Consider the following 14,144-nt stretch of genomic DNA (forward strand, 5'->3'; position numbering starts at 1 on the left):
ACTCGCTCAGTTTCTTTCTCAGGGGGATGCAGTGTTTTTTTAAGGGTCAAGTTCAGCTTCTGAAGCATCCGAAACATTGTCGTTATGCTGACTCGAACCCCAACTGCTTCGTCTAACAGATCACACAGTTCGCTCAAGGTGGCATCATTATTTGTCTCAACTAAGCCACTCAACACAGCCAGATGCTCAGCACTGAGTTTGCTCGGGGGTTTGTTCTGTTCGCTGCTTCGGACGGATAGTCCCGGTCTCTCGATATTGCTTCGTTAGTTTGCGTACAAAGCTGTATGCTACATGAAACTGTTCGGCTAGCTTGCGTTGAGAGGTCTTCCCGTCTATGTATCTCTCAACTATTTTTCTCCGCAAGTCTTCAGAATATGGGCGCACGTTTATCTAGATTAACAGTGGATTCCTATATCTTACCTCGCCAGCCCTACTAGGCTGAAAAACGCTATATACATTTCAAACAGCTGCTGCATCTGGCTAGAATTATTCCAGCCCCCCTGGTTTACGCCGATGCCAACCTATCCCGGAATTTCTAGTGACGCCTTCCGCCATCCCCTGGATCAGCAGGCGGAAGCAGCCCTTCGCAGTGTGCCTGGATTTGACTTGGTAGCCCGTAAGTTTGTGGAGTTTGTCTATGAGCGCCCCCAGTTGGTCTATCTCATGGGCAACAGTGTGCAGGTGGGGCCTCGTCAATATTCCAGCCTCTATCAATTATTCCGGGAGTGTGTGCGCGACCTTGACCTAACACCAGAACCGAGCCTGTTTGTTGTCCAGAATCAACAAGCCAACAGTTATGCCATCGGCCAAGAACAGCCCTGTATCGTCCTCAACTCCGGACTGCTGGATTTATTAGCCGCCCCAGAGCTCCGAGCTGTCCTTGCCCATGAGCTGGGGCATATCAAATGTGGTCATACCACTCTGATTCAAATGGCAACCTGGATCATGGGAGCTGCTTCCTTTGTGAGTGAGATCACGCTGGGGCTGGGTAACCTGGTGACAAGTGGCCTGATTCTGGCCTTTTACGAATGGCGACGCAAAGCAGAACTATCGTCGGATCGAGCGGCTTTACTGGTAACTGATGATCTAGAGACGGTGCTGCGATCGCTGATGCAAGTAGCGGGGGGCAGCCTCCAATATGCTCATGAATGTAGCTTAGAAGCCTTCATCCAGCAGTCAGAACGCTATCAAGCCCTGGATCAGAATGGACTGAACCAGGTTTACAAGTTTCTGCTTTACAGCGATCTGCATAATGATATGTTGAGCCACCCCTTCCCCGTGGAACGGATTCAATATTTGCAAGCGTGGGCTGCTTCATCAGCCTACGCCCAGATTCGTCAGGGGCATTATCAGCGGGTGAGCGACACAGGGGCTGTAGAGACAACGGCCACCGAAACAGCAGCGACGACCCATGAAGCCGAAATCCTGCGGCGTCAAATCCAAGACCTCCAATCCGAAATTGACCGCATCAAATCTCCCAAATCGCCCTGACCCTCAATTCCCCCTCAAACAGGGAGATGGTGCAATGCCTTTGCAACTTCGCGAGCGGATGTGTAGCGCTGATCCGCTTGGGGATGGGTCAGCGTCCGAATCAGAGTTGCCATTTCTGAGGAAATCCCCGGCACATCTTCCACCGTCAAACGAAAGTCTTGCTCAGAGAACTTATAAAAAAACCCGAGGCTCCTGCCCCGTCAATAGGTAGACAAGCGTTGGTCCCAGGGAGTAAAGATCGGAGGCTGGAATTGGATGCCCTTCCTGTTGCTCGGGGGCAGTGTAGGCAGGTAATCCGATCTGTGTACCGCTCTCCGTCAGGGTGCTGGCTGCTTTCAGCCCCACCAGACTAATTTCCCAGTTGCCGTGCGGTGTGGAACGACGGATCAGGTTACTGGGTTTGATGTCTTGATGCAGTACCGACGGTACTTTCTGATGAAGGTAGTGCAGCACCTCACAGACTTGCAACATCCAGGCGATCGCCTGGGACTGGGACAGTACTCCTTGATGGCTAATATACTGGCTCAAATCCTGCCCATAGACCATCTCTCGCACTAAATAGGGTCGACCCTCTAGCCAGAAAAAATCGATCAGACGGGGCAGTCCCGGATGACGCAGTTGGTGGAGGATTTTGGCCTCCTGTTCCAGAAATGTCCGCGCCTCAGCATGGGAAACCCAATCACTGTTCAGGGTTTTAATCACCAAACTACGGCCATCACGCCACGCCAGGTAGGTAATACTCGTATTGCCCTGAAACAGGGTTTTGATCACCTGGTAACGACCCATGACCTGCTGGACTTGCATGGGTTGACCACAGTCTAAGCAAAAGCAGAACACTTCGCTCGGGCGGGGATGACTACAGGGCAAGGGGGTGGCCGTTGGCAATACCCGACGGGGTGGCAGTGCCTCTGCCAGAGCTGTCCCAGTTTTACTGGTGTTATTTGAAGGCAGGGGGGCAGCAACACCCGTCTCTGGAGGCGTATCCCCCGTTCCAAAGGGCAGCGGGTCAGCAGCAATGGCACCTACCCGATTCACCTGCTGACTCTCTGGTGCTGAGACCCCGACAGCCGACGCCACCTGAGATTTGGGATCGGGAACAACGCTGTGTGGTTCCGGTGTCATACCTCCGGGGCTGGGTTCTGGTGCCAGGGTGGCAGAATTTGCCCCAGATTCATGAGCCCCCCTTCAGCTCTGCACCCAAGCCGAGGGACACCTGGATGCTGGGTCCGGAGCGTGCTAACCGGAAGATAGCTCCCTCAACGGCGGGGATGCGATTAATCCGTTCTCCATCCAGGTAGGTACCATTGGCTCCTAAGTTCACAACTTCCCAGAGCGAATCGGTGCGTTGCAGTTGGACGTGGTGGCGAGAGACAACGGCACTGTAGAGAACGACATGATTATCTGTCGAGCGCCCAATACGAATAACGGACTCATGCTCAAAGGTCCAGCTCTGAACAGGGGTGTTTTTGAGCGGATGCAACAGGGTTAATGTAATCACTGGAACCGCGCCATATAAGTGCAAGTAGAGTTGGCAATCGTAAACTAAGAAACCTGAAACAAAAAGGTAACAAGGTCACCTTTTCCCAAGCTAATGCGATCCCCGGGACGAAGGCGGTGGCGATTACCAGAGGGGAGAGGAATGTTGTTAATGTAGGTACCGTTCGCACTCCCGACATCTTCTATATAGTATGTATCACCCTCATAGCGAATATCCGCATGTATCCGCGAAACAACATCCGAGTGGGCAAAGCCAGCAACGTCAATATCCGGCGGGACTCGGTCATTGGGTTTACCAATGTGAATAACCGTGAGGTGCGGGGGAATATCTAGGGTGGTATTGGTTTGTACATGTAAAAGTCGTGCAGATTGAAGCTGGAGCTGGGTTTTCAGTTCCGGATTTAGGGGCAATGGCTCCTGCTCCGGGGTTGCTGGTGGAGGAATCGCAGCAACTGCTGATAATTCCTCCTCTGGGGATTCCAGATCGGGAAGCGCCAGGACGAGGGGATCGGGAAGCACCAACGGCTCAGGAACCACGGACTCAGCGGCCTGTAGATCGGGAAAGACCCCTGGGAAAGAAGCCAGGGTGGGAGGCACTTGTACTCCCGCACTGTTCGGGGTTGACATTGGTGTTTGTGCTAGGAGATTAAAGCCGCACTGACCACAGAAATTGGCATCAATTTGAACAATAGCTCCACAGTTAGGGCAGAGCGCTGTCACAGGCAGCGGTGTGTAACAGGCTTCACACTGCACGGCTCCGGGCGGATTTGGGTGATTGCAATTGGGGCAGACAATCATGAGCGTTTCCCTGATTTGGCAATAATCATAGATGAGAATGATTTATCACCCAAAGATCTTGATGGTTTGATCAAATTTGAGTCAAGCAATCGGTTGCTAGGCTCCTTCTAGTCCTTGGGCAGCTGCTTGATCCAGCAGCCATCTGAGTTCACCCCTCGGCTGAATCAGGCGTGAGGGATAATCTGTTTCACTGTCAATGGGGGCAAAGACATGCCTGAGTGCCTGTTGCTTCCCAGCCCCAGCAGCCATAAACAGCACACAGCGGGCTTGGTTGATCAGGGGAACGGTGAAGGTAAGACGGGGTTGCCCATCTTTGTAACCCACCGTAATCAGGCGATCGCGCACCTCTAAAGCTTGCGTATGGGGAAACAGCGAGGCTGTGTGTCCATCTTCTCCCATTCCCAACAGCACTAAATCTAGGGTGGGCAGCTCACCCGGTGCCACAGCAAAGAAGGCTTGGAGGGTGGCTTCGTAGGCACTGGCGTCCCCCTCAGGGTTCACCGCCAAGGTGGGCATGGGAAAAACGTTGCGGGATGGAATTGCTATCTGATCGAGCCAGACGTGCCGTGTCATGCCCTGATTACTGTCAGGATGATCCGGGGGAACATAGCGCTCATCCCCCCAAAAGAGATAGAGCTTCTCCCAGGGTAAGTCCTGGGTCGCGATCGCTCGATAAAGGGCTTTCGGGGTACTGCCCCCCGAGAGGGCCAGGGTAAAACGTCCGCGCTCAGCGATCGCAGCGTGGAACTGCGTGAGCACGATGTCCAAGGCTCTCACCCAGAGAGCCGTCCCATCGGGCACAACTTCAACAATTCGATTCATAACATTCCGATCAAGGGCAGATAGATCAGCGAGATTACGCAGCCATCACCAAGGTAAGGTCATCGGTAATTGTCAGCATAGAACTCCCACTGGAGGGAACTCAAGTTTTTTCTACAGAACTTTCTACAGAACTCAATCCAGGATTCCCCGATTGTCTCTGGGATCTAGCACTTTTGCGGAGGATGATTTCAGTCCTTCGTTCAGTAATGTAACCTGTTCTACGGGACGTTAAACACCGAATCTATGAGCGTTGACTACGATTTGGTTGTCATCGGCAACACGTCAGCTGGACGCTATGCTGCTGAGACCGCCGCCCACCTGCAAGCCCGGGTTGCCCTCGTGGAACAAGTATCCAATGCAACGGCAGATCCTCCCATGGGGATGGAAGTTCTCTGGCCATGGATTCTGTCCCAGCGGGTTGCCCAACAGGATATCCGCTCGTCCTTGGAAATAGCGGGGGTCGATGTCGTGGCGGGGGCAGGGCAATTCTGCCGTCGTGGCCGGAGCGCCAGCCGCTCCCCCTTGACCTTTGGGGTAGAGAATCGCGTGCTAACTGCTCGTACCTACCTGATTGCCACGGGTTCCCGACCGATGCAGTCCGAAATTTCAGGACTCTCCCAGGTTCCCTACTGGACTGCCGACCAATTGTCTACGGCTAAGCTCGCCTATCACCATGACCACCAAACCCTGCCACGGCGGTGGGCCATTCTGGGAAGTGACCCTACGGGCATCGAACTAGCACAAACCCTGGTGCAGTATGGCTGTGAGGTTTACCTCGTTGTCGGAGGGGTGCGGATTTTACCGTCAGAAGACCTCACAGCCGTGGGATGGGTGCAGGCACAGTTAGAAGCTGAGGGGGTGCAGATCCTTGCCCAGACTCGCATCCAACAGGTGCAAGCGGTAGCAGGGGAGATCAAAGTCAGCTTGAATTCCCAGGCTCCGCCGGATACCACCTTGGGCACGGCTTCTTCCCTCACAGTGGATGCACTGCTCCTAGCCATGGAGCGACAACCCAATATCGAGTCCCTGGGTTTGGAAGCGGTGGGGGTGCGTTGGCAACAGCACGGATTGCGCCTGAATGCTAAATTACAGACCACCCATCCCCGCATTTACGCCTGTGGAGATGGGATGGGCGGTTATCAGTCTGAGCCCGTCGCCCATTATGAAGCCAGCATTGCCCTACGGAATGCCTTGTTCTGGCCGCTATTCACCGCTGATTACCAAGGAATTCCCTGGACAATCCGCACCCATCCTCCCCTGGCTCGGGTGGGGCTGAGCGAAGCCCAGGCGCGATCGCGGTGGGGGTCAGAGGTACGGATTACACAGCAATCTGGCAGCAACACAGGCTTCTGTAAGCTGATTGCCCATCCTCGGGGAGAAATTCTGGGGGTGTATTTAGTCGGAGCCACGGCTGCTGAATTGATTACAACCGTGGCGATGGCGATCCAGCAACGGCTGAAGGTAGGGGCGATTGCCCACCTGATGGCTCCTCCAGAAACTCTGGCAGCGCTCCTGTCCCAGACCGCGCGGGAGTGGCAACAGCAGCAGTTGCAGCAACAACCCTGGCTGCAAGATGGTTTGGCAGGGTTCTTTGCCCTGCGTCGTACCTGGTGAGTTAAAGCAAGTTTCTGTAATCCCCCGCTTCTGAATTGTAGAGACAGGCGAAGTGGCTGCTCCTCAAACCAAAATTCTGCCCCCGTTGTGCTGCCTGTGATGCCCCAAGACTCAGCAATTTGTACCCATGGGTTAACGAAGCAATTTGATCGCCATCTAGCGGTGCATGAGGTCGATCTCAACGTGGCTCCGGGAGAGATTTATGGTCTGATTGGCCCTAATGGTGCCGGTAAGACGACGCTAATTCGCATGTTGGCGCAGGCGGAAGCACCCACCAGGGGTGAAATTTATATCAATGGACAGCAGGTAATTCCTGGGCAGCGGAATCTAGCGATTAAACAGCAGCTTGGTTACCTGCCGGATAATTTTCCCCTCTACGAAGATTTAACCGTTTGGGACTACTTAGATTATTTCGCCCGTCTCTATCAACTGTCCACCTTCCGTCGCCGCCAACGCATCCAAACGGTGTTGGAATTGACCAATCTCACGGCCAAACGCACCAGTGCCATTCCCAGCCTCTCGCGGGGAATGCAGCAACGCTTGAGCCTTGCCCGCACCATTATTCATGAACCGATTGTGTTGCTCTTGGACGAACCCGTTTCTGGTTTAGACCCCATTGCCCGTGTCCAGTTTCGTGACCTTATGCGGGTGCTCCAAGCAGCTGGGATGACGATTTTGATCGCATCCCACATCTTGAGTGATTTGGCAGAACTCTGTACCACCATTGGCATTATGGAGTTGGGGTACTTGGTAGAGAGTGCCCCCCTCTCTGAGCTTTACCGTCGCCCATGTCACCAGCAAATTTTTCTCACAACCCTGGGCGATCCAGGGGCTTTACTGGCAGAATTACGTCAGTATCCTGGTGTTCAGACCTGGGAGGTTCTCTCGGGTCAGCGCCTCCGGATTCATTTTTCGGGGAATCAGGAAGATTGCGCCCAACTCCTGCGATCATTGGTAGCCGCCCGGATTCCCCTGACAGAATTTCATCCCGCCCCCCCAGATTTAGAAGGCATTTTTCTCAATTTGGATCATCAACAGGTTTCTTGACACGAGTGCGACGCGATAGTCAAAGACCGCTCTCCGAGCATCGCAGTTCCTTCAGACTTAATCTCTGCCATTTTTACCGGAGTTTGCCCATGCTGCCCAACTGGCTCGATCATCTGGGGAATTGGAATCCCCAACTGTTGCGGGAATTGAAGGGGCGCTGGACTCCCCGCAACTTGTTTCTGGCGATCGCCTTCTCTCTTCTGATTCAGACCCTGATACTTGGTCTGTTTTATAGCCACTTGCCCCAGGCAGCATCCTGGGAACCGACGCTGTCCAATCCCTTCTGTACCGGTGCCGAAGAGTACGAGGCTTTCCGCTGTCTGTTGGATGCCAGTGGGCAGTTGTTGATTAACTGGCAAGGCTGGTGGTCTGAGATCTGCAACGTCCTCAGCTGGATATTACCCTTGGTATTACTGGTGGGTGGGGTGTGTCTGACGATCGCAGATTTAGCCCAGGAGCAGCAGCGCGGCACTTTCAATTTTCTCCGCCTCAGCCCCCAATCCAGTCAACGGATTTTTCAGGGCAAATTATGGGGAGTGCCCAGCCTGCTCTACTTGGCTGTGATCTTATCCCTGCCCCTGCATCTAATCGCAGCGCAACGTGCAGGAGTGCCCCTGGCGCTGACGATCGGCTTTTATGCAGCAGTGGCAGCCTGCAGTGGGTTGGTGTTCAGTGCTGGGTTGCTGGCCACCCTGGCGGCAGATCTCCCAGTCTGGTCAGGGGCCATTGCCGTATTGCTGATTTTATTAGGGGCGATGGTGTTCGGCGAACTGGGGCGGAGCCTAGACAGTTGGCAATGGTTCTATTTACCCCTGGGTTCCCACCGAGCGATCGCCCTGGGGTTGATGCTGGTGGCAGCTTTAGTAGGCAATTACTGGATCTGGCAAGCATTGGATCGTCGGTATAGCAACCCATCTGCCCCCTTGTTGAGTAAGGTTCAGAGCTACCAACTCACCGCCTGCTGGGAATTTTTTCTGTTGGGGTTCGTGATCCGCTCCCCAGGCATGAGTCCTGACAACTCTGGGTTTTCAGAAACCTTATCGCTCCTGTTTTTTGCCCATCTGGGGCTGTTTCTGCTGCTGATTCTGGCCCTGTCTCCCCATCGACAACCGCTGAGCGATTGGGCTCGCTATCGCCATGAGCAAGCCCACGTACTCCCCCGACAACGACCTTATCGTCTGCTTCAGGATTTAGTTTGGGGTGAAACCAGTCCGGCACCCCTGGCGATCGCCCTCAATTTGCTCCTGGCAATAGTGATTTGGGCACCCTGGTTGATGTTCGGACTCGAAGATCCCACCCCTCGCCGGATGCTCATGGGGGGTCTGCTCTTGACCAGTAACCTGATCTTGATCCTGGCCGTGCTCAGTCAAGGCTTACTGCTGCTTAAAACATCCAAACGCCTAGTTTGGGCAGCGGCCACCCTAGGTGGGCTGGTGATTCTGCCCCCAATCCTCCTGGGAATGTTGTCTCTATATCCCACGAATGCTGGGACTCTCTGGCTCCTCACCGCCTTCCCCTTTCCGGCATGGCAGCATGTGGCTCGATCCACGATTGTTCTGGAATGGCTAGGTCAGATGGTTCTGCTGATCTGGCTGCTAGGGCAAACAACCCGACAACTCCACCAGTTGGGAGCGTCTCCCTTAGCAGCCCGACTTCCTAGCTACCCTTGATGCCGATGCCCAGGCATTGCTTACAGCAGGTTACATCCGGGAAAATACTGTGGAACTCGTTTCAGTAACTGATTTTTCTCTGACGGCATTTTAAAGAAATTGTAAGGCTATTTATGTTTCCCTCGGTAACTCCAGAAGCCTGGGCTAGGATTGTTTCTTAGGATACGATTAACCAGCCCAACCGTCCTCTCGTCATCGGCCCTATCCATCCAGTCACTCTCCAAGGTTGGGCAGGTGATTCATTTGACTATCGGTCACTGTCCTCACCTGATTCTCTAGGGTTTATTCCCCCGCATCCTCCATGACCCACGATTCCAGCCCTGCCGATCGCAGTCTCCCAGCCCCCTGCATTATCGACAGGGGCATTGTGTTGAATAAGCAAGACATGCAGCGCTTACTGACGGATCTTAACCGTGTCCGGTATCTCCACCTTCAAGACCATGAAATTCTCAGTGAGGGGGAAGGGTACGTGCAGGCTGTGTTTGCGGATCCCCATCGAGCGACCTTAATTGCCAACAGTACGCTTTACCTCAACGTCCACAGTTTCGATTACCTGGAGCTACAAAAACTCTCCCACACAGGAATCGTGGTTTGATTTAGTCCAAGAAAACCGCCAGCTAAGATTGATCCCGCTCTCGAACCCCCTCCAAGAACAAGCGTCGCGCCATCTGAATGCAGCAGCGTTAGAAGCCGTGGTCACCGAAGTACTTGCTGCCAACTGGGATGTGCAGATTGACGATGAAGAGAATTTCTCTTTCTAGTGAACTCAAACGCTACCATGATGTAGCAATCTTACTGAGGTGATGGTCATTGGCGTAACCCTTCCTCTGGGGCTAGAGCAGCCTGCGGCCATCCCTGGATCTGTTGGCTGCTGGTTAAGTCTTGAGTAAATTTTTCTCGTTTCAGTGTCAAGCCTGCTGTCCCGTGACCCAGGCTCGGGCTGGTAGTTTTTTTCACCCCTCATGGCCCCGTCGAAACTCCCCGGTTCATGCCCGTGGGCACCTTAGCCACCGTTAAAGCAGTGACCCCAGCACAACTGAAAGCGACCGCAGCCCAGATGGTGCTGGCTAACACCTACCATTTGCACCTGCAACCAGGGGAAGAGCTGATTGCCAAGGCCGGCGGTCTCCATCGATTCATGGCCTGGGAAGGGCCAATGCTGACGGATTCAGGGGGCTTCCAAGTTTTTAGCCTCAGCAGCCTCCGCCAGATTGCCGAATCGGGGGTGACCTTTCGCTCCCCTCGGGATGGCCGCATGATTGAATTGACCCCGGAACGCTCCATTCAGATTCAAAATACCCTGGGGGCGGATGTGATTATGGCTTTTGACGAGTGTCCGCCCTATCCAGCCCCGCGAGAGGCGGTAGCCGCTGCCACCGCCCGCACCTACCGCTGGTTAGAGCGCTGTATCACCACCCATGCCCGTCCGGCAGAGCAAGCCTTATTTGGAATTGTTCAGGGTGGGGTGCACCTGGACCTACGCCAAGAGGCCGCCCAGAGATTAGCCGCATTGGATCTACCGGGCTATGCGATTGGCGGTGTCAGTGTCGGTGAACCTTCGGAGTTGATTGCCCAAATTGTGCAGGCCACAGCTCCCTTGCTTCCCGCCAGAAAACCCCGGTATCTCATGGGGATCGGTACCTACCGAGAAATGGCCCAGGCGATCGCCGCCGGGATTGATCTGTTTGACTGTGTGATTCCCACCCGACTGGCGCGGCACGGGAGTGTTTTAGTGCAGGGAGAGCGCTGGAACATCAAAAATGCTCAGTTCCGTGAGGATTTTGCTCCCCTGGATGCCACCTGTAGTTGCTACACCTGTCAGACCTTTAGTCGTGCCTACCTTGGGCATCTGTGGCGCACCAAGGAACTTTTAGTGTTCACACTGCTATCGATTCATAACCTCACAGAACTGATTCGGTTCACCCAGGAAATTCGGCAGGCGATCTTCAAGGGTACCTTTGCCACGGAGTTTGCCCATTGGCTGCTGCCTGCCCAGGGATGACCCACTCCATGTTACGATTGACGACAATTCTGAATGCTGTTTTAGAGAGGTAGGTTGATTCATGGAAGCCGCTCTGCTGTTGGCAAAACTGCCCGAAGCCTATGCAATTTTTGATCCTTTGGTAGATGTACTGCCTGTTATTCCAGTGTTTTTCCTGTTGTTAGCCTTCGTTTGGCAAGCTGCGGTTGGTTTTAGATAAGTCTGAGAATATTGTTGCAAGTCTTAATGTGAATGAATGGAGGAGGGCAAGGTCATTGACTTGCCCGTTTTTTATGGTCACTGGCTGCTTGGCTGGCTAATTGGGGGGACTGGCCAGCACTTGGCTGGCGATCCAATCTAAATAAGGCTGAGACCCTGACACTACTGGCAGTGCGATAATTTCTGGAATCTCGTAGGAGTGCATGGCTCGAATCCTTGCCTCCAGGGCCGGAAAGTGGGTGAGGCAGGTTTTAATCACTAACTGCCATTCCTGATCGTGGTGCAGGGTGCCTTCCCAGGTGTAGAGGGACTGGATCGGGAACATGCCCACACAGGCAGCTAGCTTTGCAGCAATCAGCGCCTCGGCGATCGCAACGGCTTCGGCCTGGGATGAGGTTGTGACCAAGACCACTCCATAGGAGCTGTCTGACCCCTGTTGACTCATAAGGCTCCTCGGGTCAACGTCCCTACCGTCGGTTCTAAAGAAGACGCATCCGGTAGAATCAATCCAACCTGAGTTGTTAGATCCCTGGGGGTCGCAACGCTTCTGGATAAATGACATGGGCAGAAAAATTGCATTCTGGCTACTTTGGATTGGGTTCGCAACTTACGCATTGGTGCTGGCACCGCCGGATCAACCCGATACCCTACAACTGATTCAACATCTTTCCACCGGGGAATGGCAGGGACTCAACCCCCTGGTAATTGCTCTGTTTAACATTATGGGCATCTGGCCGCTGATTTACAGTTGTGTTCTGTTGATGGATGGCCGTACCCAGGCAGTCCCCGCATGGCCGTTTGTCTTGGGATCCTTTGCCGTGGGTGCCTTTGCCGTGATTCCCTATTTGGCGTTGCGAACCCCAGGAGGGAGCTTTTCGGGAGCCAAAAGTTCGCTCTTGAAGCTGCTAGATGCCCGGTGGACAGGCGTAATCTTGACGGTGGGGACGTTGATGCTACTGGGATACGGTTTGCACGGGGGGGAACTGGGGTGAGTTTTTTCCAGCAATGGCAAACCCGCCGCTTTATCCATGTGATGACCCTCGATTTTTGTTTGCTGAGTTTGCTGTTCCCCACCCTGCTCGGAGATGACATGACCCGACGGGGTCTCAAAGATCGGCGGATTTTCTGGAGTGTGAGTTTGCTTCCCCTAGTGGGGCCGCTGCTGTACTTAAGTTTGCGCCCACCCATTTCCCCCCTCGACCTATGAAATTAGCCCTGGCTCAACTCAACCCCACCATTGGCGATCTCTGCGGCAATGCCCAACAAATTCTGGCGGTGGCCCGTCAAGCGGCAGCGGAGGAGGTGGATCTGGTATTGACCCCAGAGTTGTCCCTCTGTGGCTATCCTCCCCGTGACCTGCTGTTGCACCCCAGTTTTATTGCAGCGATCGCCATTCGCCTGGAACAACTTGCCCAGGATCTGCCGCCCCAGATTGCCGTGCTGGTGGGTATGGTGGAACCGAACCCGCGATCGCTACAAGCGGGGGGCAAGCCCCTGTTCAATAGCATGGCACTCCTGAAGCAGGGGCGAGTCCAGCAGATCTTCCATAAGCGATTGTTGCCAACCTACGATGTCTTTGACGAGGCTCGCTATTTTGAACCGGGGGATGAGGCCAATTGCTTTGTCCTTGAGGTCGAGGGATCGGGAGCCACGGTGCGGGTGGGGGTGACGATCTGCGAGGATCTCTGGAACGACGAGGCGTTTTGGGGGAAACGGAGCTATGCGGTCAACCCCATTGCTGATCTGGCTCAGCAGGGCACCGATTTAATGGTGAATTTATCAGCCTCTCCCTACACCGTTGGCAAGCAATCATTGCGGGAAGCCATGCTCTGCCATAGTGCCCAGCGCTACCAGCAACCCCTAGTGTACGTGAATCAGGTGGGAGCCAATGATGATCTGATTTTTGACGGCTGTAGTGTCGCCTTCAATCGCCAGGGTCAGATGGTCTGTCGTGCCCGTGGGTTCGAGACCGATCTGGTGCTGCTGGAATTTGATCCCCAGTTGGGGGACTTGCGTCCGGGTGCCATTGCGCCCCAACCAGCCGCTGAAGCCGCTGAAATTTGGGCAGCGCTCACCCTGGGAGTGGGGGATTATGCCCGCAAATGTGGCTTCACCCAGGCGGTTATCGGCCTCAGTGGCGGTATTGATTCAGCCCTCGTAGCAGCGATCGCTGCCGCCGCCCTGGGGCCTGGGCAGGTCTTAGGGGTGTTGATGCCCTCTCCCTACAGTTCTGATCACTCGATCGAGGATGCCTTAGTATTGGCCAAGCATTTAGGCATTCGCACCCATACCCTCCCCATTGAGCCGCTGATGCAGGGGTACGATCAGACCCTGGAAGCTTTGTTCGCGGGCACTGCCCCTGGGATCACGGAGGAAAATCTGCAATCTCGGATTCGCGGCAACTTACTGATGGCGATCGCCAATAAGTTTGGCCACCTGTTGCTATCCACAGGCAATAAGTCAGAAATGGCCGTGGGCTATTGCACCCTCTACGGCGATATGAATGGAGGATTAGCTGCGATCGCCGATGTGCCGAAAACCAAGGTCTATGAAATCTGTCATTGGCTCAATTCCGATTTAACGGGTCGAACTTTTGAATTGCAGCAATGCCAGCAGCTCCAACGTAAAATCCAACAGCCTGCGGCCATCGTGATTCCGCCCCATATCCTCACCAAAGCCCCCAGCGCTGAACTCAAACCCGGTCAGCTGGATCAAGATTCCCTGCCTGACTACGATATTTTGGATGACATCCTCTCCCAGCTGATTCACGATCGCCAATCTCCGGCTGCCATTGTCGCCGCAGGCCACGAGGAGGCTACAGTGCGGCGAGTGGCTCAGCTGGTTGCCCGTGCCGAATTTAAACGGCGGCAAGCTCCCCCTGGGCTTAAAATTACCGATCGCGCCTTTGGCACCGGATGGCGAATGCCCATTGCCAGTAAATGGGTGGGGTATTGGTAGATGGGGGCAATTCAGGGAGGCTGCCTGTCAGGCCATCCTAAAAGTTG

Annotated in this window: 13 protein-coding genes and 3 pseudogenes; 9 read left to right on the forward strand and 7 right to left on the reverse strand. The window is 54.3% G+C overall.

What is annotated here, in order from left to right; genetic code table 11:
• Nucleotides 1–186: 186 nt before the first annotated feature.
• The gene (locus tag DO97_RS30130) at nt 187–384 is read right to left on the reverse strand and encodes a helix-turn-helix domain-containing protein (RefSeq protein WP_420805859.1); all 198 of its coding nucleotides are present in this window, start codon (nt 382–384) and stop codon (nt 187–189) included.
• Nucleotides 385–513: 129 nt separating this feature from the next.
• On the opposite strand from DO97_RS30130, the gene DO97_RS06555 reads away from it, so the two are divergent.
• A complete protein-coding gene (locus tag DO97_RS06555) occupies nt 514–1,491 on the forward strand; it encodes a M48 family metallopeptidase (RefSeq protein ID WP_036531938.1) in 978 nt (325 codons plus the stop codon).
• Nucleotides 1,492–1,505: 14 nt separating this feature from the next.
• On the opposite strand, the gene DO97_RS27470 is transcribed toward DO97_RS06555, so the two are convergent.
• From DO97_RS27470 to pgl, 5 genes are all read right to left on the reverse strand, one after another.
• Nucleotides 1,506–1,640 carry a hypothetical protein gene (locus DO97_RS27470; RefSeq protein WP_275574961.1) on the reverse strand — a complete coding sequence of 45 codons (135 nt, stop codon included), beginning with the start codon at nt 1,638–1,640 and terminating at the stop codon, nt 1,506–1,508.
• Between the two features lie 22 nt (nt 1,641–1,662).
• A complete protein-coding gene (locus tag DO97_RS06560; RefSeq protein ID WP_052128468.1) occupies nt 1,663–2,613 on the reverse strand; it encodes a serine/threonine protein kinase in 951 nt (316 codons plus the stop codon).
• 49 nt (nt 2,614–2,662) lie between these two features.
• Nucleotides 2,663–2,971, reverse strand: coding sequence for an FHA domain-containing protein (locus DO97_RS06565; protein WP_239651525.1), 309 nt, complete (start codon nt 2,969–2,971; stop codon nt 2,663–2,665).
• A 62-nt stretch (nt 2,972–3,033) separates the two neighbouring features.
• Entirely contained in the window at nt 3,034–3,786 is a 753-nt protein-coding gene (locus DO97_RS06570; RefSeq protein WP_036531941.1) for an FHA domain-containing protein, read from the reverse strand.
• A 96-nt stretch (nt 3,787–3,882) separates the two neighbouring features.
• Entirely contained in the window at nt 3,883–4,608 is a 726-nt protein-coding gene (gene pgl, locus DO97_RS06575; RefSeq protein WP_036531942.1) for a 6-phosphogluconolactonase, read from the reverse strand.
• A gap of 243 nt (nt 4,609–4,851) precedes the next feature.
• On the opposite strand from pgl, the gene DO97_RS06580 reads away from it, so the two are divergent.
• From DO97_RS06580 to DO97_RS06605, 6 genes and pseudogenes are all read left to right on the forward strand, one after another.
• Nucleotides 4,852–6,222 carry a dihydrolipoyl dehydrogenase family protein gene (locus tag DO97_RS06580; protein ID WP_036531944.1) on the forward strand — a complete coding sequence of 457 codons (1,371 nt, stop codon included), beginning with the start codon at nt 4,852–4,854 and terminating at the stop codon, nt 6,220–6,222.
• A gap of 99 nt (nt 6,223–6,321) precedes the next feature.
• Nucleotides 6,322–7,269, forward strand: a complete 948-nt coding sequence (locus DO97_RS06585) for an ABC transporter ATP-binding protein (protein ID WP_036532098.1) — start codon at nt 6,322–6,324, stop codon at nt 7,267–7,269.
• 89 nt (nt 7,270–7,358) lie between these two features.
• The gene (locus DO97_RS06590) at nt 7,359–8,939 is read left to right on the forward strand and encodes a hypothetical protein (RefSeq protein WP_036531946.1); all 1,581 of its coding nucleotides are present in this window, start codon (nt 7,359–7,361) and stop codon (nt 8,937–8,939) included.
• Between the two features lie 301 nt (nt 8,940–9,240).
• Nucleotides 9,241–9,700 (forward strand): annotated as a pseudogene (locus tag DO97_RS30860) (hypothetical protein).
• A 121-nt stretch (nt 9,701–9,821) separates the two neighbouring features.
• A pseudogene (tgt, locus tag DO97_RS06600) lies at nt 9,822–10,941 on the forward strand (tRNA guanosine(34) transglycosylase Tgt).
• Nucleotides 10,942–11,002: 61 nt separating this feature from the next.
• Nucleotides 11,003–11,140 carry a photosystem II reaction center protein K gene (locus tag DO97_RS06605; RefSeq protein WP_036531950.1) on the forward strand — a complete coding sequence of 46 codons (138 nt, stop codon included), beginning with the start codon at nt 11,003–11,005 and terminating at the stop codon, nt 11,138–11,140.
• A 96-nt stretch (nt 11,141–11,236) separates the two neighbouring features.
• Here DO97_RS06605 and cutA read toward each other — a convergent pair whose 3' ends face one another.
• Nucleotides 11,237–11,584 (reverse strand): divalent-cation tolerance protein CutA, encoded by a 348-nt coding sequence (gene cutA / locus DO97_RS06610; RefSeq protein ID WP_036531952.1) that lies wholly within the window; start codon nt 11,582–11,584, stop codon nt 11,237–11,239.
• A gap of 115 nt (nt 11,585–11,699) precedes the next feature.
• Here cutA and DO97_RS06615 point away from each other — a divergent pair.
• Nucleotides 11,700–12,346, forward strand: a pseudogene (locus tag DO97_RS06615) (DUF2834 domain-containing protein).
• A complete protein-coding gene (locus DO97_RS06620; RefSeq protein ID WP_036531954.1) occupies nt 12,343–14,097 on the forward strand; it encodes an NAD+ synthase in 1,755 nt (584 codons plus the stop codon). Before DO97_RS06615 ends, DO97_RS06620 begins: the two are co-directional and overlap by 4 nt.
• Nucleotides 14,098–14,144 lie beyond the last annotated feature (47 nt).

The organism is Neosynechococcus sphagnicola sy1, from assembly GCF_000775285.1.
GTDB classification, from domain to species: domain Bacteria; phylum Cyanobacteriota; class Cyanobacteriia; order Neosynechococcales; family Neosynechococcaceae; genus Neosynechococcus; species Neosynechococcus sphagnicola.